The organism is Paenibacillus jilunlii, assembly GCF_900102965.1.
Lineage (GTDB): Bacteria > Bacillota > Bacilli > Paenibacillales > Paenibacillaceae > Paenibacillus_AQ > Paenibacillus_AQ jilunlii.
Map to the genome: position 1 here is coordinate 234,847 of NZ_FNGM01000003.1, position 20,294 is coordinate 255,140.

Below are 20,294 nucleotides of genomic sequence, written 5' to 3' on the forward strand. Positions count from 1 at the left end.
AATTCCTCCATTTTCGATTGATTTAGTCTTTAGTATTAAATTATTAACCGCCGGATGAAAAAAGTCAATTGGCTTACCTATAGGTAGGGAATTGCTCATATCTCATGATATACTAAGGAATAGCCAGGATATGATGAAGGGAAGGACAGAACATGAACGTAGAAATTATAAAAGCAGAAATGAAACGCGAAGAGGATAGAAGCTTTATCGGGAGAACGGTTTTTACCCTAGAGAATCATAATTCCCCCTATGAGATCACATTTTTCAGCAAACGCGGTACGGAATGGGATTACAGCCTGAGCTTTGCCGGCGAGCCGGGGAGTGAGGAGCAGTTCCTGGAAACCGATTCGCTGCTGGAAAATGATGACGATGTCTACAATCTCCTGCTGGATGCTGCACTGGATACCCAGGAGCTTACGGAAGAGGCTGAGGAAGAGTAGAAAGATAAATGCGACCGCTTTTGGCAGGGATGCCGGAAAAGGGTCGCATTTTTGTTGTGAATATTTGTTCAGGAGGAGGTTGAAGCCGTCTTGCGCTTGTGTCAGCCTATAGTAATGTTGCCTTCAGGATAGCGGTAGAGCTCTTTGCTGTTCTTCGGCTTGAGCGCGTAGGCCAAGGTCAGCGGCCCGGTACGGCCGACGAACATCAGGATAATCACAAGTACCTTGCCTATTGTGGTTAGATTAGGTGTCAGACCCATTGTGATGCCTGAGGTACCGAAGGCAGAGACTGCTTCGAAGAGCACGGTGAGAAAATCGGCGCTTTCGGTGACCGAGAGCAGCATCGTTGCGGACACCACAAGCATCAGCGAGAGCAGGGTCATGGTTATGGCCCGGTACACATTTTCTTTGGAAATCCGCTGGCGGAACATGACGATGTCCTCCTTGCCCCGGATTTTGGTGTATGCGGTAACGGCCAGGATGGCGAAGGTGGTGATTTTGATTCCCCCTCCGGTTGAACCGGGAGCTGCACCGATGAACATAAGCAGAATCATGAGGAACTGGGTTGATTCGCGCAAAAGCGGGATTTCAATGGTTGTAACACCGCCGGAGCGCGGGGTGATCGCTTGCAGGAAAGACGCCATGACTTTGCCTCCGGCATGCAGCGGCTTCAAGGTAGAATTCAGTTCAAGCCAGAAAAAAACCGCAGCCCCGCCCAGAATCAAAACGGCAGAAGTTGAAAGCACGACCTGGGAATGCAGGGTCAAGCGTTTGCGTTTGGGATAGTCAATCAGATCCGACAATACAATAAACCCGATTCCGCCAAGGAAAATCAGCACCATGGAAGTAATATTCACAATCGGATCTTCGGCATAACGTGTGAGGCCGCTGAATGGACCGTGTATATCCCCAAAAAGGTCGAAACCCGCATTGTTAAAGATCGAAATGCTATGAAATAACCCGTAATACACAGCTTTGCCGAAATTCATATCGAGTGTGAATCTGGCGGCAAGGAGGATGGCTCCGCTGAGCTGGATGACAAGCGAATAAATAAGCACCCGCTGTATCAGCCGGACAATACCCTGCATCGAATTCTGGTTCATGGATTCCTGCAGCAGCAGCCGTTCTTTGAGGGAGATCCGCTTATTAAGCACAAGTGTAATCAAAGTAGCCATTGTAACGAAACCCAGTCCGCCAAATTGAAACAATACCAGCAGCACGATCTGTCCGAATAAAGTAAGCTGTGTTCCGGTATCTATGACAGCAAGCCCAGTCACACAGGTGGCTGAAGTCGCCATGAATAAAGCATCAATAAAAGAGATTCTCTCTCCGGTGGAAGCCGCAGGCAGGCATAGAAGAACCGTTCCGGCTGCGATCAGCACCATGAATCCCAGAGACAGTATTTTGGGCGGTGTCAGTTTTGGATGCGCGAAGGGTACAATAGCCAATTCTCATTCTCCTGACGTCTGAAGATAATCTGACAAGATTATACCATATCTTTAGTTCTGTCCACTAAATAGGAAGGGAATTGACATATTTTATCGAAATGGTAAAGAGGCTCGATTATTTACAAGATATATAGAGGAGGCATACTGGCTGTGACAAGTCCGATTCTGAATCAGATTGGCGCTGTTTTTATTCCGGTTAGTGATATTGAAAGGTCGAAAAACTGGTATTGCAGTTTGCTGGGGCTTCCCCTTGACGGAGAGGTGCTGTTCGGACATCTGTACGTGATTCCGATGCAAGGACCCGGCATTGTGCTGGACAGCAGAATTTTCACAGCGGCGGCTGTACTGAAGGTTCCTTCTTTCCATCTGAACACTGAGGATATTGATGCCGCCTATGATTTTGTCAAAGAATCCGGAGCGGAGCTGCTGACCGACATTGAGCATGACCACTGGTTCAATTTCAAGGACCCGGACGGGAATGTACTGATGATCTGCCGATGTTAGAAGATGCGGAAAATTAATTAATATCATTAATAATGAAATATAATTAATGACGTTAATAATACTAGATTATTAATTGCATTAATTATAATAATGGAGATTGAGCAGGATTTTTCCAGACGGATCTGAGTCCATGTAATCTATCCAAAACAAAAGGCGCTCCGCATTTGGAGCGCCTTTTGTTCTATATATACGATTATTCCGGCAACGATTTCGAATCTTCAGATCCCGGCTGTGCAAGTTCAAACTCTACTCTGCGGATGCGGTGGCGGTTCATTTCACGGACGGTAAGGGTCACATTTTCATGCGTTATACTTTTACCGATAGCGGGATCTTCCAGGTGACTGTACAGCCATCCACCGATTGTAGTCACTTCATCATCATGCAGATCAAGACCTGTCAGTTCCTTGACTTCCAGGACAGAGACATTCCCGTCGAATAAATAATGAGAATCACTCAGCTTCTCGATATTGCGGCGTTCGTCTCCGTCAAACTCATCGCGGATTTCACCGACAATTTCTTCAAGGATGTCCTCGATGGTAATCAGGCCGGAGGTTCCGCCGTATTCATCAAGCAGCAGGGCGATATGCACACGCTCTTTCTGCATCCGGGTCAGCAGTGTTTTGACAGGAGTGACTTCGGACACGGTGAGGAGCGGCAGAATCAGGCTTTTGAAATCGAAATCCGGATTGTTGTCATACTTCAAATACAGCTGTTTGGTATTAATCATTCCGATAATATTGTCTTTACTGCCATCGGCCACCGGGAAGCGGGTGTATTGCTCCTTGCGGATGATTTCAAAATTCTCTTTCAGAGAATGGTTGGTGAACAGGCATACCATATCCGTCCGGGGCACCATAATCTCTTTGGCCAGCATTTCATCAAAGGTGAAGATACGGTTCACATAGCCATATTCGGCTTTGTTGATTTTACCGCTCTCATAGCTCTCGGAGAGAATCAGACGGATCTCATCTTCGCTATGCGCATCTCCATGCTCGCTTGCCGGCTTCATTCCGAACATGCGGACCAGCAGGTTGGCGGAACCGTTCATTAACCAAATCAGCGGGTACAATATTTTGTAGAACCAAATAATCAGCGGTGAGGTAATTTGACCAATTTTCTCCGGAATATTGATAGCGGCCGTCTTCGGGGCAAGTTCACCGACTACGACATGCAGGAATGTGGCAATAATGAATGCCAGGGCAAAAGCAATGGGCTCACTCACACTGTGGCTGATATTCCCAAGATCGAACAATGGAATCAGGAGCTGCTCAAAAGCAGGCTCTGCCAAGGCCCCAATCCCCAGTGCTGTAATGGTGATCCCCAACTGGCAAGCAGACAAATAGCCGTCAAGGTTGGCTGCAACCCTTTGAACTGCCAAGGCGTTTTTTTTGCCCTCCAGCACCATCTGGCTAATCTGGCTGCCTCTCAGCCGTACCAATGCAAATTCCGTCGCTACAAAAAAAGCGGTTAAAATGATCAAAATTGCCACAAGCGTCAAACTAAGTCCTATACCCATATAATCTTTACCATCCCTCTCGTTGTTAAAATAGGTTATACTCATATTATGAGTTCACATGAACTCATTGTACGAACTTTTCAATGGAAAATCAAATGGCGAAGGGGTGCCATATATGGAAGCTTTTACACTCACCCGGATCGAAATGTCCGAATTGCTGCTGTCCCTGAACGGAACTATTGAACGAAAGCCGCTGCATATCCTGCAGGATGCATGGTCAAAATTTCATTATGAAGAGGTGGAAAAGGGGGCTTCCCTCCCGGCTTTTCTGTCCACGGAGATTCCTCCCATTCTGCAAAAGCTGATTAAAGGCAGCCATGTAAAGGGGTTGTCGCTTGGAGAAATCGCCACCCTGGGCCACCTGATTGAGTATTCTACACTTTCTGCCACTTCTATGCAGAATTGGGTAAAACGCGACTTCAAAGAATATCTGGGCTCCCCCAGAGAGGGGAAAAAATATTCCGTCAATCAGGCTGCGCTTTTATTTATGATCGATGATCTGAAGGCTGCCCTCGATTTCGGGAGTATCCGCCAGCTGTTCCGGCTGCTCTTCCTGGCACCGGAGCGGGACGATGATGATCTGGTCGAACCTGCCCAGCTGTATCACGCATATGCGGAGTTGTTCGAGGAGATTAAGAGCAGTCCGGTGCTTCCGGTTCAGGGACTTGCAGACCCCAGCGCACAGCAGATGTATTCATCAAGAGCTGATAAGGTGCTAAAGGTTTCGCTCGAAAATATGATGCAGCGTTTGAACCATTTGACAAGATCCCAGCGGCATGCTGTGCGGAATATGCTGATGATTGCGGCGATCTCGGTTCAGACCTGCTATTTCCAGGCTTTGGCCCGCCAATACTGCAATGCGGCGTTATTCCTTGATTTTTGAACCCGGCAAACATAGAATTGTGTAAGTGAAACAGGCAATAAAAACCAGGTTGGATAGCGGAGTTAGGAAAGAGGTGCAAAATGTATGAATAATATGTCGCTGCTGCACAATCCGAAGCGAAGAAAGCTGTTGTTCAGTGCTGGCCTTAGCTGGATGTTTGACGCGATGGATGTGGGAATGATTTCTTTTGTGGTGGCGGCGCTTGCCAAGGAATGGGGCCTCGGACCGGAGAGAATCGGATATTTGACCAGTATTAATTCCATAGGCATGGCCGTGGGAGCGGCGGCTGCAGGCATTCTGGCCGACCGTTTCGGCCGCAAATCGGTGCTGTTATGGACCCTGCTTATTTTCTCGCTGGCCAGCGGGTTATCGGCTTTTGCCGCCGGGTATGCGATGCTGTGTGTCCTGCGCTTTATCGCCGGTTTTGGGCTTGGGGGAGAGCTTCCCGTGGCCTCGACGCTGGTCTCCGAGAGCATGCCCGCCAAGGAAAGAGGCCGGGCGGTGGTCCTGCTGGAGAGCTTCTGGGCGGTCGGCTGGATTCTTTCGGCGCTGATCGCATATTTTGTGATTCCGGATTACGGCTGGAGAGTAGCTTTCGCTATTGGTGCGGTTCCTGCACTCTATGCACTATACTTGCGGCGGGCGATTGATGACTCTCCGAGATTCGCAGAGATCCAGAAGAAAGCTCCTGTACCTTTACGGAGCCGTATCGCCACAGTCTGGTCCGGGGAATACCGCCGGTCGACAATCATGCTCTGGATTTTGTGGTTCACGGTCGTTTTTTCTTATTACGGCATGTTTCTGTGGCTGCCTACGGTTATGGTGATCAAAGGCTTCAGTCTTGTCAAAAGCTTTGAATACGTGCTGATTATGACGCTGGCACAACTCCCCGGCTACTTCACTGCCGCTTATTTCATTGAGAAATTCGGCCGCAAATTCGTGCTTGTAATCTATCTGCTGCTCACAGCCGCCAGTGCTGCCTGGTTCGGGAATTCCAACACGGAGGGCATGCTGATGGCTGCAGGAATCTGCCTGTCGTTCTTCAATCTCGGGGCATGGGGCGGAATGTACGCTTATACGCCGGAGCTGTATCCCACAGCTATCCGCTCAACGGGAGCAGGCCTTGCGACTTCTTTTGGCCGGATTGGCGGGATTATCGCACCTACGCTGGTTGGGGTCATGGTCGGCAACGCGGTAGGAATCGGTACGATATTCATGCTGTTTTTTGTGACAATTATTATCGGTGCTTTAGCCGTGCTGTTCCTGGGTAAGGAAACAAAAGGCCTTGAACTGAGTTAGCCTTCAATCTCCACCTGAGGCTTGATGTTGGTCAAGCAAGAATGCTAATATTAGTAGTAGGTTATTTAGACAGGTTTATTCATACCGGAAGAACACAAACGGTTCCTTCACTTCTGTGAACAGGACCGTTTTTTCGTAAGACCGGAATCGGGGGGAGAGACTTGAGCAGAGACGGAAAAGAGCCGCATTTTACAGAGCTGGTGTGGGAGAGCACGGAGCAGAATCTGCCGATTCCTCCGCGTGCTTCGGCTGACCTCAAGGTTCCCAGGCCTCCGGCAGCCGTTCCGAAGAAAAAAGCTCCGGAAGATACCACCATACAGCTTCAGCTATGGGATATGGAAGAGCCGCAAGAGCCGGTAACGACGACGGAGAGCCAGTTCGTGGCCCGCGCCAGGGAGCTGGTAGATCACAAGGAAACGGCATCGCTGTTTGTTCCTTTCAAAAGCTACTGGCCCACCTATGGTCACATGACCGGGGCGCAGAGCAGATGGTATTTCTTTTGGCGGGATGAGGTAAGACACGGCAGATATCCCAAAACAGATCTGTCTTATATCTTTCTGCATGTCTATGAGCTGATCAATGGTGTAGGATGGGACGAGCCTGAGGATGGATACCGTCAGCTGAATTTGTTATGGGAAGCCTACCGGGATCAATATAAAAGACTGGATCAATATCTGGGCGGCTGGATTGCGGATTTCTCATTGGTCCATCACCTGGATGTTCCGCTGTCGGGGATTGTCGCCCGTTCACGCGGTCTTGCCGGTGATCTGGCTGAGCTTGAGCTGATGCGCTGTCTGACCGCAGCACCGGAGCAGCTTACTTTTGAAGTGCTGACTGTGATGTCGGATTACGATATCAGCAAATCGAAATTTTATGCGGGTGAAGGCAAAGCTGCGGCGGAGCGTTATATTCCACAGGTGGTTGCGTTGATTGACGCTTATGTGGCCCGCAAGCACGGCTCGAATCTGATTGGTATGTTTCCTCCGGGTCCGGCAGTGGTCAGGGAGCGTTATCTGTTTCGCAGTGCAGTATATGACATCTCATTGTATGGTTATTCTGTGCTTGTCCCTGTGGTGCGGATCAGTAAATCTCCACCACTGCGCAGTCTGATTACACGCCTGTTCCGGTTGACGGAGAACAAGCTGCGGGAGCTGCTGGGCTACCGGGGCAGATTGAAGGATGTAAGAGTTGAAGCGGACATGGCGGATCTGGTAATGCGGTTCCTGCAGCGCGAATTCCGCAAGGCGGAGCAGCTGGAAAAGGGGCCGGCCGTTGTCATTGATGCTAAGAAGCTTGAACAGCTTCAGAACGATTCTGACATCGTGAGGACGCTGCTTACGGTTGAAGAGGCCGGAGAGTTTGAGGGACGGTCTGCCGAAGCAGAGGCTGACGGTGATGTGACGGGACGGACGGAGGTACCAGCTGCAGATGAGGCTGGTAAGCAAGTTCAATCGGCTGATCCAGCGGGAGCTGAAGACGCCAGTGAAGCGTCAGCTGAGGAGGGGCATGAAGCTGTGAAGCGGCCTGCCGGTTCCGAAGCGGCTTCAATTGGAGAAGCAAGCGGTGCTGTGGCTGAGGTCCAGCAGGATTCCGCCAATGGCGCTGCTGCGCTGTGGCATTCATTTGCTGCGGCGCTGACTCCGCTGGAGCGGGAGGCGGTTCGTGCGCTTGCGGAAGGCAGGGGAATGGCAGCGGTACAGCATTTGGCTTCAGCAGGCGGAACAATGGCGGAGCTGCTGGTCGATGGGATTAATGAGACTGCTATGGACCTGCTTGGTGATCTGCTTATAGATGAAGAAGAGTTGAACGGGGAATTTATGCCAATGCTGCAATACTTGGGTGGGGTGAATGATCGATGAGTGAACTTAAAATACCAAAGCGGATGACGACTGCGCTCGTGAACTCACTGACTGCGGGAGTAGTACCGCGTATTGGTCTGGAGCATATCGCGGTGGGCCGCAGGCCCGAGGTCGAGTCCATACTCCGGGATATGGAGAACATCGCAGAGGGCGGAGCTGCCTTCAAGCTGATCACCGGCAAATTCGGCAGCGGCAAAAGCTTCCTGCTGCAGATTATCCGCAATTACGCCATGGACCGGGACTTTGTGGTTGCGGATGCCGACCTGTCCCCGGAACGGCGGCTGGTTGGAACCAAAGGGCAGGGCCTGGCCACTTACCGGGAGCTGATGAGCCATCTCTCCACACGCACACGCCCGGACGGCGGAGCGCTGGAGATGATCCTCCAGAAGTGGATCATCAGCCTTCAGCAAGCCGTGATGCAGGAGAAAGGCTGCGGTCCCGACGCCCCGCAGCTTGGACAAGAGGTGGAGCAGCGGATCTATACAGTGGCTTCCGAAATGCGCGGACTTGTGCACGGATTTGATTTTGCCAAGGTGCTGGCAACCTACTGGAACGGCCACAAGCTTGCCGATGACGGGCTGAAGCAGGATTCCCTGCGCTGGCTGCGCGGCGAGTTCGCTACCCGCACCGAAGCGCGCAAGGCTCTGGGGGTAGGGGTCATCATCGACGATGATAACTGGTACGATTATATGAAGCTATGGGCTGAGTTCACAGGGAGCATCGGCTATAAGGGGCTGCTGCTGTTTATTGATGAAGGTGTGAACCTGTATAAGATCACCAACAGCATCTCACGCCAGAGCAACTATGAGAAGCTGCTGACTATGTTCAATGATACGATGCAGGGCAAGGCGGAGCGGCTGGGGATTTTTATCGGCGGGACCCCCCAGTTTGTCGAAGACAGCCGGCGCGGGCTGTTCAGCTACGAAGCCCTGCGTTCACGGCTCGTCGCCGGACGTTATGGCGGGACGGGGCTGAATAATTTTACCGGGCCGATTATTGCCCTGGAGATGCTCTCCCACGAGGAAATTCTGGTGCTGCTGCAGAAGCTGCGGGATATACATGCCCTTCATTACGGGTATGAAGCTAAGCTGGCGCAGGAGCAGCTGGTGCATTTCATGGAGGAAGCCGTAGGCCGGCTGGGGGCAGACGAGCTGCTCACCGCACGTGAAGTCGTGCGGGATTTCATGGACCTGCTGCATACCTTGCATCAGCATCCGGAACTGTCGTTCGATAAGCTTGTCGGCGAGCGGACGGCCAAGCCTGCCGAACCGGCAACGAATGAGCTGGACGGATTCCTGGCGGAGTTTGATCTATGAGCAGCAATCCGTTCTACAGGCTGGCACCGTTTATCAAGGAATTTATCTATAAGAACCGCTGGGAAACGCTGCGCGAAGCCCAAGTGGATGCCTGCCGTGTGCTGTTCGATACGCCGCATCATCTGCTCATTGCTTCCGGAACGGCTTCCGGCAAGACGGAAGCAGCTTTCTTTCCGGCCCTTACCCAACTGCATGAAGCTCCTTCAGCTTCGGTAGGCATTCTTTACATTGCACCGCTTAAGGCGCTGATCAATGACCAGTTCACCCGGTTGAACGACCTGCTGCGTGAAGGGAACATTCCGGTCTGGCATTGGCATGGAGATGTGCCGCAGGCAGACAAGACAAAGCTGATGCAGAATCCCTCGGGCGTGCTGCAGATTACCCCGGAATCGCTGGAAGGGCTGCTGATGAACCGCCCCAACGCTATTCCGGCATTGTTCCATGATCTTCGCTTCATTATAGTCGATGAAGTGCATGCCTTCATGGGGGCGGACCGCGGCATCCAGGTGCTTAGCCAGCTGGCGCGGATCTCGCGCATGGCCGGCTGCCACCCGCGGCGGATCGGGCTGTCGGCCACGCTGAGCGACTACGCTTCCGTTACGGAATGGCTGGCCGCCGGTACCCGCGAGAGCGTGGAAGTCTCCGCACCGCAGGGCGGGCGCAAGCTGCGCCTCAGCGTAGAGCATTTCTCTTTCCCGGATGCACGGGACGAAGTGCAGGCCGAGCATCTGGAGCGGGCGCGGCAGGCGTATTATGGCTTCATCTATGACCATACGCATCTGAAGAAGGCGCTCATTTTCACCAACAGCCGCTCGGATGCCGAGGAGGCCATCCTGGAGATGCGGCGGCTTGCTGCGAAGCGCGGGGAGCGCGACGTGTTCCATGTCCATCACGGCAGCATCTCCGCGATGCTGCGTGAAGAGACGGAGGCTGCGCTCCGTCAGGGGCCCGGCCCGGCGGTGGCGGCAGCCACGCTGACGCTGGAGCTGGGCATTGACCTGGGCGAGCTGGAGCGCGTGCTCCAGCTCGGTGCGCCTTACAGCTGCGCGAGCTTCGTGCAGCGGCTGGGACGCTCCGGGCGGCGGGGCGACGCCGCTTCGGAGATGGTCTTCGTCACGCCGGAGGAAGAGGACGAGGAGGCCCAGCTTCCGGCGCGGATGCCGTGGACGCTGCTGCGGGCTATCGCCGTCATCGAGCTCTACGTGCGCGAGAAATGGGTCGAGCCGCTGGCCGTGCGCCAGCTTCCGGTGGGGCTGCTCTACCATCAGACGATGAGCATCCTGAAGAGCATGGGCGAAGCGGAGCCGGAGGATCTGAAGGCGGCCGTGCTGAGCCTGCCGTCCTTCAGCGGCATCGAGCCGGGAGATTATGATGCGTTCATGGAATATATGATCGGCATGGGCCATATTGAGACCATGGATGAGGGCAGCCTGCTGGTTGGGCTGGCCGGGGAGAAGATCGTCAATAACTTCCGTTTCTATGCGGTCTTCAAAGACGATGAGGAGCACGTGGTATATAACGGCACCGAAGAGATTGGCTCAATAACCACTGTCCCGCCACCGGGATACTGCTTCACCCTTGCGGGCAAGCTGTGGAAGGTCGAAGAGGTGGATAACCGCCATAAAGCCGTATATGTCAAAGGCTCGCGCGGCAAAGTAGACACCTTATGGCTGGGTGCGGGCGGGGATGTGCATACCCGCATTATGACCAAAATCCGTGAGGTGCTGGGAGCTACGGCACTATATCCCTATCTGGCGCCCAGCGCGGCAGCGAGACTCGAACGGGCCCGCCGTCTGGCCAAGGAAAGCGGACTGCTCAAGCATTCGGTGCTTCCGGCCGGAGGGGATTCGATGTTCATTCTGCCCTGGGCGGGGAGCCGGCAGTTCCGGACGCTGGAACGGCTGCTGAAGAATAATCTCAAAGGCCCGCTGGGATTGCGTTCTGTGACCCCTATGGAGCCTTATTATATGGTCGTTTCCGGAAAGACAGATGCAGAAACGCTCGAGCAGGAGATCATCGCCGAAGCCACCGCCGCACCAGATCCGATTGCTCTCCTGGGACCCGATGAAGCGCCTTACCTTGGCAAATATGACGAATTCATTCCCCACGACCTGCTGCGCAAAGCCTTTTCCCTCGACGGCCTGGATGTTCCGGGATTGGTAGAGGTGCTGAAGCAGTGGAAGGAGGCAGAATAAAAAGGCAAGCTGAGACACCTAAAAAGCCTGTCTTTGCAGTATTCAGTAATGCGGGAACTCTCGATGTCCGGGAGTTCTTTTTTTTACTGTTTAGGAGGTTATGGTTTCCCTTTTGTTAATGAAGGTTGGCGCGTCGCGGTATCCAGCCGAGCGGGCCGTCAAGGCGTGTGCATGAAGTTGAAGTTAAGTAGCAGTAAATTCAGCAGAGTACCCAAAAGGGTGGAAGTCAGTCAAAGTAGATAGCATTTTTTGAGCTTTTTTCTAACTAGCGCGTCATTCAAAGAAGCAGGTGAGCAGTGCTAGTTGGAAAAAGTGAACTTATTTCTCCCCAAAATCAGCAATTGTGAGATTGAAGTGGAAAAAGGAAACTTAATTAGGCCATATTTCCTCTTCAGGGCCGAAATGAGCTGAATTAGTTGCCCTTTTTCCACTTCACCTGCGGAGAAATTGGGTGCACAAGCAAAATAGTTACCCTTTTTCCACTTGGAATGACCGAAGGGGTGACAATGGGTTCTCCAGGCAACGCTAATCTGAAATTCAATTCCGGGCATCGCAAGCTCTGCATTCCGGCCATCGCCAGCCCCATGTTTTAATTCACCCGCCAGCTTTTTTCATTCTATACTCCGCTATACTCCTAGAAAAAACAAACCTTATTTCTGTAGTTCGCACCTTGTTGGAAGCGCTTAATCAGAAGATAATAAACCTATCACGAACACAGGGGGCATTGATTCATGGTCAACAGAAAAATGAAGACAACATTCACCGTCGCACTCACAGCTGCAATGGCATTAAGCGTTGCGGCCTGCGGCAACTCAAACGACAACAGCAAGAATAATGCAGCGTCAAGCGCAGCACCTGACAAAACTAACAGTGGTACAGCAACGAACACAACGAAGAGTGACAAGAAGGTAACCATCACCTTCCAGAACATCTATCCCGATCCTACGACACCGTCCTACAAAATGGTACATGAGTTGAGTGAGCAGTACGAGAAAGAGCATCCGAATGTCAAGATCGAACTGGATACGCTGAACACCGACCAGCAAAAAGTGAAGCTCAAAACCCAGGCGGCTTCCAAAGAGGTCCCGGACATTACCATCGTGAACCCGGCTGCACAAATGAAACCGTTTGTAGATGCTGGATTGTTCGCTCCACTGAACGACATGCTGGACCAGAACGGCCTGAAAGACACCTATCAAACGGGATTGCTGGATTACTACAGCTTTGACGGCAATGTATACGCGCTGCCCGACGGCAACAATATCGAAGTGGTGTTCTACAACAAAGATTTGTTCGCCCAGGCTGGAATCGCCAATACACCAACCACCTTTGAAGAAATGCTTAAAGATGTGAAGATCCTCAAAGACAAAGGCATTACGCCACTGGCCATCGGTGAAAAGGATTCCTGGACGGGCTCCTTCCTGTTCATGAACATTCTGCTCCGCACCAACGGCGGCCCTGGCTTCCTGCAGGATGTCATGGATGGCAAGAAAACTTTTGAAGATCCTGCTTTTGTAGAAGCTGTAGACGCTTTCCAACAGCTGGTTCAAGCGGGCGCATTCCCTGATGGCGCTACTTCCATCGACGCCAATGCCGGCGGAAATATCTTCAAATCCGGTAAAGCAGCAATGTGGGTCATCGGTTCATGGGAAACAGGTGCAGTTGATGCTTCTTCCGTAGCCGGCAAAGTTGGAGCTTTCCAATTCCCGACCGTGAACGGCAAAGGTGATCCTAACGAATTCATGCTGGCACCAGGCAGCGCATTCGCAGTATCTGCTAACAGCGAGCATCTGCAGGAAACCAAAGATTTCCTCAACTTCTTTGCCAGCAATCTGCCTAAGAAACAATTTGAATTGAAAAACGCTGTAGGCTTGGGCCAAAAAGTAGACGGCGACCTCAAAGCAGCCGGTTACTCCGATCTGGCGATCACTATTGCTGGTCTGTTCAACCAAGTGAAAGGCGGCGACCTTTCATTCGATAACACGATGAACCCTGCAACCTCGCAGGTGCACCTCAGCAGTATCCAGAACCTGTTCGTACAGAAGATGGATTCCGCAGCGGTAGCCAAAGAACATCAAACCGCTTTTGAAGCGAATAAATAAGCAGGCCTAAACGTCCACCTTCGGTGCGAAGCAAGCTGATTCCGGCTTCTTCGCACCAAATTTATCACAAGAAATTACATCTGCTATAGACAAAGAATCTGCTTGTTTAGGAGGCGGGAAAGATGAAAGTACTTAAGGTGCCAGCACGCACAATAGCCGTCTTCGTGTTGCCATGTCTGCTCTTGTATGTGTGCCTTGTGTTTATCCCCATACTGGTTTCACTGTATACCGGCTTATTGAAATGGGACGGCCTTACGTCTGCCCAGTTTGTCGGATTCGGCAATTTCAAAGATATGTTCTTCAATGACCCGGTGTTCTGGCCGTCGGTAAGAAGAACCTTGCTCTACGCTGTAGCATCTATGCTGGAAATTCCTCTTTGCCTGGGAATGGCTATTCTGCTTAACCGTTATGTCAGAAGAGGAAACACATTGGTTTCGATCTACTTTACACCGGTCATTCTGTCTGTCGTCATTATTGGGCAGCTGTGGAAAACGGTCTACAACCCGGCATCCATGGGCGGTATGCTTAACGGCGTTCTAATCTCACTGGGACTGGACAGCTGGACACATAACTGGCTTACCGAACCCAAAATTGCCATGTTTGCGCTATACTTTGTCTCCTTGTGGCAGTTCTTCGGCTACCATCTGCTGATCCAGTACACCGGCGTACAGAATATTCCGGATGAGCTTTATGAAGCGGCAAAAATCGACGGGGCAGACGGATTCAAAGCGGACCGCTACATCACCCTTCCGCTGATTGTCCCGATCTTCAAAATATCGATTGTACTGGCGTTTATCGGTTCCCTGCAGGCCTTCGATCTGGTAATGGTTATGACAGCGGGTGGTCCGGCTCATGCAACCGACGTCATCTCCACCCATATGTACAACAGCTCATTTATGTCTTTGAAGTACGGATACGGCAGTGCGATTGCCAGCTTCCTGGTTATAGTCTGTCTGGTCTTCACGGGATTCATCAATACCATATTCAATAGAATTGAACGCAAATTTAATTAGAAAAGGAGTGCGCGATCATGCGAAAATTCAAAAAAGGAATCGTGTATCTTCTTTTCGCAATTCCTGTAGTGACCCAGTTGTATCCTTTGCTCTGGCTGGTGCTGTATTCACTGAAGACCAATGAAGAGATTATGGACGGCAGCTTTTTCTCCTTCCCCAAATCCTTTCAATGGCATAACTACAGTGAAGCTTATACTTCCGGCAGCTATCTGAAGTACTTGTCCAACAGCGTGTTTGTTACCGGCGTTACAATGATCTGCGTAATTGTGCTGGCCTCCATGGTGGCTTATGCCATCTCGCGTTTCCGCTGGAAATACGGCAATATCGTTATGACCATCTTCCTGATGGGCATGATGATTCCGATGCAGGCGACACTGCTGCCGCTGATGATTATTTTCAAGAACATTCACGTGCTGAACACGCATTTATCGCTGATTCTGCCTTACATTGCCTTTTCCACACCGATTGCCGTGTTCATCCTCTCCGGGTTCATGAGAGATATCCCGCATGAAATTGAGGAATCGGCATTCATCGATGGTGCGAGCGTATACCGGATTTTCCGCAGCATTATACTGCCGGTGTCGATCCCGCCGGTGATGACGGTATGCATTCTGACCTTTATCAACATCTGGAATGAATATATCCTGGCGGCAACCTTTATTTCTTCCGAGAAGCTGAAAACACTGCCGTTCGGGGTATACACCTTTGTCAGCCAATATTCAGTCAATTACGGCAACATCGGGGCATTCCTGGTCATGGGGGCACTGCCGGTTATCCTGATCTACTTCTTCCTGTCGAACAAAATTACCAAGGGCATGGTTGCGGGTGCGGTCAAAGGTTAATCACCATTGCAAATGAAATTATCATGGATTTATAATAAGGAACGGCAGGACAGGGTGTTGAAAGGAGAGAGTCCTATGAAGAGCGGCTTTCATTCCATCCATCATCGGTTGTTCTTGCTGTTTCTTTTTTGCATGTCCAGTATTCTGCTTATTGTCAGCTTGCTGTACTATAACCGGACTACTGTGCAGCTGCATGAGAAGATCAGTGATTTGTCGCAAAAAAATGTCTCCCAGACGGCCGGCCTGTTCAGCCTGCTCTACAAAGGGTATGACGCATTGTCCAAATCACTCAGCAACAACTTCGAGATGATTCGCTTGATTAATGAAACAACGGATGAACCGGCGGTAGCCTACATCAACGAGCAGACCATTACCAACATTATCGGCTCGATTTTTTATTCACGGGACGACCTGGTGGGTATTCATGTCATTACTGACAAGGGCAAAATCTATAATTACGGGAACTATATGAATGTAGTCGACCCTAAATACCGCAGTCAGGACTGGTACAAGCAGCTTCAAGCCTCATCCGGGAAAATGGTCTGGCTCGGCGTATATCAGCATTCTCTGATTGACCAGGTGGAGGATAGTCCGGTGTTTGCTTTTGGCCGGCAGATCTATGATCTTAATGAACACAAGCCCATCGGCATTGTTCTCTACGAAACGAACCCCCAGCCTGTGCTGGACGCTCTGGAGAACCTCAAGCTAGGCGCGCACAGCCAGGTGTATCTCATGTCTGAGGATGGGAGGTTTGTAACTTCGGCAACGGACCCGGCGCCTGTGCTGGAAACCTTGCCTTCCTTGAAGAATTTCCAGAATCAGATTGTCCGGCAGGAAGCGGGCCGTCTGGTGGTTGCCTCGAAGCTGTCCTTTTCAGGATGGTGGGTTATGAGTATTACACCGGATCAGGATCTCAACGTAGAGCTGAACGAGATGAAGCGTTATCTGCTGATCGTGATCTCGATTCTGATCATTGTTTCAACGCTAATCGCTTCCATGGTTTCCAAGACCATTTCCTCGCCGCTGAAAAAGCTGATCCGCGAGATGAGGCAGGTGGAGATTGGAAACTTCCGGGGGATGGTCAATGTGTCGTCCTACCAGGAGATCAATATTCTCGTCGCTTCATTTAACCGGATGGTCCGGCGGATTGAGGAATTGATCGAACGCGTGAAGCTGTCTTCCGTCAGTGAAAAAAATGCCGAGCTGCACGCGCTGCAGTCCCAGGTCAATCCGCATTTTCTCTACAACACACTGGATATGATCTACTGGATGCTGGATGAGGAGGGGAATGAGCAGCTCGGCGAGCTGGTGCTCTCCCTGTCATCTATGTTCCGCTACAGCAGCCAGTGGGAAGATGCGGCAGCGGTTACACTGCGTGAAGAGCTGGAGCAGATCGGCCATTATCTGAAGATCATTTCCATCCGTCTGGAAGGAAGGCTGAAGATCGTCATGGATATCGACGAGCGCTGGCTGAATATCCGCGTTCCGAAGATGACCGTCCAGCCCGTAATTGAGAACGCCGTCAAGCATGGGCTTGAATCGCTCAGCCGCCAAGGGATTCTGAAGGTGTATACTCATGAAGAGGATTCCATCCTCAAATTGATTGTGGAGGACAATGGAGAAGGGATGACCGCTGGACAGTTGGAGCGTCTGCAGCAGTCTCTAAGCGGCGAAAGTCCCAAAGAAGGCGGCAAAGGCGGCATCGGCCTGCAAAATCTGCACCGCCGTATGCAGCATATGTTCGGTGAGGAATACGGCCTGCAAATCCAGAGTTTTCCCGGAGTAGGGACTCAGGTGGCCATTGTGCTGCCGATTAGGTTGGAAGGAGATATATTTACGTGAATATTCTCGTAGCCGATGACGAACGGGTAATACGCGAAGGCATCAGACGTACTATCGGACAGATTAGTCCGGATCATCAGGTTTTTGTGGCGGCTAAGGCGGAAGAAGCGGTCAAGATTATGGAAGAACAGCGGATTCACATCGTTCTGACCGATATCCTGATGCCGGGGATGAGCGGTCTCGAATTCATGAAGATATCTAAGCGCCGGTATCCTTATGTGAAATGGGTTGTAATCTCGGCGCATAGCGAATTCTCTTATGCCCAGGAAGCGGTACGTCTCGGGGCAAGGGATTACCTGCTTAAGCCTATCGGCAAAAATAAGCTGCTGGAATTGATCAACAACCTGACTGCTGAAATTGAGCAGGACAACGATATGTCCAAGCAGGGCGAGAGACTGAAGGCCAGTCTGCGGTTTCTGAGGGAAGGCGTATTTCAGCGTCTGGCTTCAGGGCTGGATATCGGCAATTTGGATATTGAGCCTTTTATTGAAGATTATAAGCATTTCTATATGGTGATGGTTCAGCTGGATGCGGAGGACAGGAGTATCCGGCTGGAGCATTTTATTGTCGAGAATGTGCTGTCAGAGCTCATTGAGCTGCACGGGCGCGGGTTCGTTGTCAGCTACGGCCGCCAAAGTCTGCTGGGCCTCATTACCCTGCGGGAGGATGCTTCGATTCAGCAGTTCCAGAGTGAGGTCAAGGAACATCTTTCCCACTATATAAAAATTCCTTTTCAAGTGATCCACTCTGGCCTCAGCTATGATTTCAGCACGGTTCCGCAGGTCGTCAAGCGGATGAGCGAAGCGTCTGCTTCACAGGTGCTGGAGCTTGAGCCGATGAAGGGAAGCGGTGAGAAAGCGATAGATGTCGCCCTGCATTATATCAAGGAGCATTTCTATGAAGACCTGTCCCTGGAAAAAATGGCTTCGGTGGTGTTCCTGAATCCGGCATATTTCAGCCAGCTGTTCAAGCAAAAGACCGGGCAGGGCTACAAAGAGTATGTGACTTCGCTGCGGCTGGAACAGGCCAAGCTGCTGCTGCTTAATCCGCGGCTGAAGCTGGCAGAGATCGCCGAGCGGGTGGGTTATCAGGACATGAAGCATTTTACCCAGATGTTCCGTAAGCGATACCAGTTAACGCCCACCGAGTACCGCCAGCAGCAGAATATCAATATTCTGCTGAACAAAGGAACGCCGCCGCAATAATATCCATCCGGGGACATATCAAAAAAGGAAGCAGCTGCCGGTAATCGAAACCGGTTTCTGCTTCCCTTTTTGAAAAGAGAAGAATGACTAGATGTTGTTGAAGCTGTTGAAGGTATTAAAACCACCGTCGTAGTCATTAAAAACAAGAATGGCAACCACGACAAGCGCAATAATAACCGCATAAATAATGGTGCCAACAATCCCGCAGACCAGACCGGCGATAGCCATGCCTTTGCCTTGCTCATAACGGGTACGGATTTCCTTGAGCGAAATCGCAGAGAGGATGATGGCAATAATTCCGAATAGCAGACCAATATAAGGGGTCACTACCGATAAAATCCCGAGCACCAGGGCGGCAACCGACTTGCCGTTCGTCTTGACGGGCGGGGGCGGCGGTGTGTAATACTCCTGGTTTCCAAATGGTGGCGGTTGATAACTCATGTAATTGCTCCTTTTAAAAAGTTTGTGTGAATCCATGCTCCAGTGTATTATATAATATTTTCCAACCGGAGATGCTTAAATTTGTCTTTACTGTATATCGGTTGATCTATGTAGTTCATCCTCAATTTTACTACAAAATCATCCTCATGACCTCCATAAAATTGTCGAATTATTGCTCTAATCCGCGCACTTATAAAAAAACTGCACCCCGTCGCTGCCGGACGAAAGTGCAGCTTTTTGTCAACTAAGTTTCATTTTTAGTAACTCCGTTTAAGCTCGGCACATAGTCAGCGGCTTTATTGTTGCTCACCATTTGAGGCTCCTCGGTAAGATGATCATGATTCTGCTGATTATTTTTCTTATCCGCACGGTTATTGGCGCGGTCGTACTTGGAATCTGCATTGTTTTTGGGCATGACGTTCACCTCCATCTCTGAAACTTAGTATGAGACGGTGTTTTGTATTTTATCCTAGGCCATTTGACTGGTGCTGCTATAATAATTTCATTACATAAAAGAGGGTGAAGAACATCGCTGAAAAAACTAAAATTGTCGAAGTGGTTCCTTATGATCCCGCCTGGAAGGAGGAATTCATCAGACTGCGCGATTTTTTACTTGAAATCACCGGAGATTTAATCATCGCTGCTGAACATGTCGGCAGCACTTCCGTCGAGGGACTATCGGCGAAGCCCATCATCGATATTGACTTGGTCATGGAGAGCTACGAGGTTTTCCCGGAGATTGTTCAAAGGTTAAGCCAGTATGGATATGTTCATCAGGGCAATCTTGGAATCGAGGGCAGGGAGGCTTTCCGGCGCGCACAGGAAAACGGCTTCATGAAATATCATCTGTATGTATGCCCCAAGGATGGCAAAGGGTACCTGGAGCATATCGCATTCCGGGATTATATGAGGGCCAACCCGGCAGCCGCCAGGGAATACGAGGAAGTGAAGCTGAAGCTGGCCGAGCAGTTCCGGTATGACATCGATGCTTACTGCGAGGGGAAGACAGATGTAGTGCATTCTATTCTGCGGAAGGCTGGACATACTATTTGATTAACTCCTCATAATGAAAATGTACAAGTAGTGCGGGCGGGAGTCATCTTAAAAAGCCATTTCAATGGAATTGATAGGAATTACTTGTATTTATGTGAGTTTGATGGTAAATTATAGATATAAGTTTGGGTTTCAATTTGAGCCCAAGGATCACCTCAACCGACTGAACTTGCAAGGCAAGAAGGAGCATTTCCCCCGATGCTCCTTTTTGTATGCGCTTGTTAAGCTTGACCTGGTTAAGAAGAGCTGACCGCTATGGGTTGGCTCTTTTTATTTGTTTGGGGAGCGTAAAGTAAGGTGAGTGCCAAAATTTGGAGCTTAACAGGCAACATTTCT

18 protein-coding genes are annotated in these 20,294 nt (G+C 50.7%); 13 read left to right on the top strand and 5 right to left on the bottom strand.

The annotated features are described in order from the left end of the window. Positions 1–152: 152 nt before the first annotated feature. On the top strand, positions 153–440 hold the full coding sequence (locus BLQ82_RS08180) for a hypothetical protein (protein WP_062528368.1): 288 nt from the start codon (positions 153–155) through the stop codon (positions 438–440). 101 nt (positions 441–541) lie between these two features. Here the strand turns inward: BLQ82_RS08180 and BLQ82_RS08185 are convergent, their stop codons facing one another. Next, positions 542–1,825: a TrkH family potassium uptake protein gene (locus tag BLQ82_RS08185; RefSeq protein ID WP_062528575.1), complete on the bottom strand. Its 1,284-nt coding sequence runs from the start codon at positions 1,823–1,825 to the stop codon at positions 542–544. A 213-nt stretch (positions 1,826–2,038) separates the two neighbouring features. On the opposite strand from BLQ82_RS08185, the gene BLQ82_RS08190 reads away from it, so the two are divergent. Then, on the top strand, positions 2,039–2,392 hold the full coding sequence (locus BLQ82_RS08190) for a VOC family protein (RefSeq protein WP_025704471.1): 354 nt from the start codon (positions 2,039–2,041) through the stop codon (positions 2,390–2,392). A 193-nt stretch (positions 2,393–2,585) separates the two neighbouring features. Here BLQ82_RS08190 and BLQ82_RS08195 read toward each other — a convergent pair whose 3' ends face one another. After that, positions 2,586–3,908 (bottom strand): hemolysin family protein, encoded by a 1,323-nt coding sequence (locus BLQ82_RS08195; protein WP_062528367.1) that lies wholly within the window; start codon positions 3,906–3,908, stop codon positions 2,586–2,588. 115 nt (positions 3,909–4,023) lie between these two features. Here BLQ82_RS08195 and BLQ82_RS08200 point away from each other — a divergent pair, with 115 nt between their 5' ends. From BLQ82_RS08200 to BLQ82_RS08220, 5 genes are all read left to right on the top strand, one after another. Further along, the gene (locus tag BLQ82_RS08200) at positions 4,024–4,791 is read left to right on the top strand and encodes a DUF1836 domain-containing protein (RefSeq protein ID WP_062528366.1); all 768 of its coding nucleotides are present in this window, start codon (positions 4,024–4,026) and stop codon (positions 4,789–4,791) included. A gap of 84 nt (positions 4,792–4,875) precedes the next feature. After that, positions 4,876–6,090: an MFS transporter gene (locus BLQ82_RS08205; RefSeq protein WP_062528365.1), complete on the top strand. Its 1,215-nt coding sequence runs from the start codon at positions 4,876–4,878 to the stop codon at positions 6,088–6,090. Between the two features lie 161 nt (positions 6,091–6,251). After that, positions 6,252–7,949, top strand: coding sequence for a TerB N-terminal domain-containing protein (locus BLQ82_RS08210; RefSeq protein WP_062528364.1), 1,698 nt, complete (start codon positions 6,252–6,254; stop codon positions 7,947–7,949). Next, positions 7,946–9,265 carry an ATP-binding protein gene (locus BLQ82_RS08215; protein ID WP_062528363.1) on the top strand — a complete coding sequence of 440 codons (1,320 nt, stop codon included), beginning with the start codon at positions 7,946–7,948 and terminating at the stop codon, positions 9,263–9,265. The genes BLQ82_RS08210 and BLQ82_RS08215 overlap by 4 nt, the downstream gene beginning before the upstream one ends. Continuing rightward, on the top strand, positions 9,262–11,460 hold the full coding sequence (locus BLQ82_RS08220; protein ID WP_074648037.1) for a DEAD/DEAH box helicase: 2,199 nt from the start codon (positions 9,262–9,264) through the stop codon (positions 11,458–11,460). Before BLQ82_RS08215 ends, BLQ82_RS08220 begins: the two co-directional genes overlap by 4 nt. Positions 11,461–11,872: 412 nt before the next feature. On the opposite strand, the gene BLQ82_RS31880 is transcribed toward BLQ82_RS08220, so the two are convergent. Then, entirely contained in the window at positions 11,873–12,046 is a 174-nt protein-coding gene (locus tag BLQ82_RS31880; RefSeq protein ID WP_157243867.1) for a hypothetical protein, read from the bottom strand. A gap of 145 nt (positions 12,047–12,191) precedes the next feature. Between BLQ82_RS31880 and BLQ82_RS08230 the strand changes: the two genes are divergently transcribed. The 5 genes from BLQ82_RS08230 (at position 12,192) to BLQ82_RS08250 (ending at position 18,464) form a co-directional block, all read left to right on the top strand. After that, positions 12,192–13,562, top strand: a complete 1,371-nt coding sequence (locus BLQ82_RS08230; RefSeq protein ID WP_062528360.1) for a sugar ABC transporter substrate-binding protein — start codon at positions 12,192–12,194, stop codon at positions 13,560–13,562. Positions 13,563–13,684: 122 nt separating this feature from the next. Further along, entirely contained in the window at positions 13,685–14,575 is an 891-nt protein-coding gene (locus BLQ82_RS08235) for a carbohydrate ABC transporter permease (protein ID WP_020431037.1), read from the top strand. A 17-nt stretch (positions 14,576–14,592) separates the two neighbouring features. Next, positions 14,593–15,417 (top strand): carbohydrate ABC transporter permease, encoded by an 825-nt coding sequence (locus tag BLQ82_RS08240; protein ID WP_060859529.1) that lies wholly within the window; start codon positions 14,593–14,595, stop codon positions 15,415–15,417. Positions 15,418–15,492: 75 nt separating this feature from the next. Further along, positions 15,493–17,259, top strand: a complete 1,767-nt coding sequence (locus BLQ82_RS08245; protein WP_062528359.1) for a cache domain-containing sensor histidine kinase — start codon at positions 15,493–15,495, stop codon at positions 17,257–17,259. Further along, entirely contained in the window at positions 17,256–18,464 is a 1,209-nt protein-coding gene (locus BLQ82_RS08250) for a response regulator (RefSeq protein ID WP_062528358.1), read from the top strand. The genes BLQ82_RS08245 and BLQ82_RS08250 overlap by 4 nt, the downstream gene beginning before the upstream one ends. Before the next feature lie 87 nt (positions 18,465–18,551). Here the strand turns inward: BLQ82_RS08250 and BLQ82_RS08255 are convergent, their stop codons facing one another. Both BLQ82_RS08255 and BLQ82_RS31885 read right to left on the bottom strand, forming a co-directional pair. Next, a complete protein-coding gene (locus BLQ82_RS08255) occupies positions 18,552–18,905 on the bottom strand; it encodes a DUF4190 domain-containing protein (protein ID WP_062528357.1) in 354 nt (117 codons plus the stop codon). Between the two features lie 244 nt (positions 18,906–19,149). Next, positions 19,150–19,320, bottom strand: a complete 171-nt coding sequence (locus BLQ82_RS31885; RefSeq protein WP_167529894.1) for a hypothetical protein — start codon at positions 19,318–19,320, stop codon at positions 19,150–19,152. A 104-nt stretch (positions 19,321–19,424) separates the two neighbouring features. On the opposite strand from BLQ82_RS31885, the gene BLQ82_RS08260 reads away from it, so the two are divergent. Then, positions 19,425–19,958 (top strand): GrpB family protein, encoded by a 534-nt coding sequence (locus tag BLQ82_RS08260; RefSeq protein WP_244280728.1) that lies wholly within the window; start codon positions 19,425–19,427, stop codon positions 19,956–19,958. Positions 19,959–20,294: the final 336 nt, after the last annotated feature.

What these genes read in the sequence shown, in the direction of transcription:
- BLQ82_RS08180 (WP_062528368.1), top strand. Translation starts at nt 153, where the DNA reads ATGAACGTAGAAATTATAAAAGCAGAAATGAAACGCGAAGAGGATAGA.
- BLQ82_RS08185 (WP_062528575.1), bottom strand. Translation starts at nt 1,825, where the DNA reads ATGGTGCTGATCGCAGCCGGAACGGTTCTTCTATGCCTGCCTGCGGCT.
- BLQ82_RS08195 (WP_062528367.1), bottom strand. Translation starts at nt 3,908, where the DNA reads ATGGGTATAGGACTTAGTTTGACGCTTGTGGCAATTTTGATCATTTTA.
- BLQ82_RS08200 (WP_062528366.1), top strand. Translation starts at nt 4,024, where the DNA reads ATGGAAGCTTTTACACTCACCCGGATCGAAATGTCCGAATTGCTGCTG.
- BLQ82_RS08205 (WP_062528365.1), top strand. Translation starts at nt 4,876, where the DNA reads ATGAATAATATGTCGCTGCTGCACAATCCGAAGCGAAGAAAGCTGTTG.
- BLQ82_RS08215 (WP_062528363.1), top strand. Translation starts at nt 7,946, where the DNA reads ATGAGTGAACTTAAAATACCAAAGCGGATGACGACTGCGCTCGTGAAC.
- BLQ82_RS08220 (WP_074648037.1), top strand. Translation starts at nt 9,262, where the DNA reads ATGAGCAGCAATCCGTTCTACAGGCTGGCACCGTTTATCAAGGAATTT.
- BLQ82_RS31880 (WP_157243867.1), bottom strand. Translation starts at nt 12,046, where the DNA reads ATGGGGCTGGCGATGGCCGGAATGCAGAGCTTGCGATGCCCGGAATTG.
- BLQ82_RS08230 (WP_062528360.1), top strand. Translation starts at nt 12,192, where the DNA reads ATGGTCAACAGAAAAATGAAGACAACATTCACCGTCGCACTCACAGCT.
- BLQ82_RS08235 (WP_020431037.1), top strand. Translation starts at nt 13,685, where the DNA reads ATGAAAGTACTTAAGGTGCCAGCACGCACAATAGCCGTCTTCGTGTTG.
- BLQ82_RS08240 (WP_060859529.1), top strand. Translation starts at nt 14,593, where the DNA reads ATGCGAAAATTCAAAAAAGGAATCGTGTATCTTCTTTTCGCAATTCCT.
- BLQ82_RS08245 (WP_062528359.1), top strand. Translation starts at nt 15,493, where the DNA reads ATGAAGAGCGGCTTTCATTCCATCCATCATCGGTTGTTCTTGCTGTTT.
- BLQ82_RS08255 (WP_062528357.1), bottom strand. Translation starts at nt 18,905, where the DNA reads ATGAGTTATCAACCGCCACCATTTGGAAACCAGGAGTATTACACACCG.
- BLQ82_RS31885 (WP_167529894.1), bottom strand. Translation starts at nt 19,320, where the DNA reads ATGCCCAAAAACAATGCAGATTCCAAGTACGACCGCGCCAATAACCGT.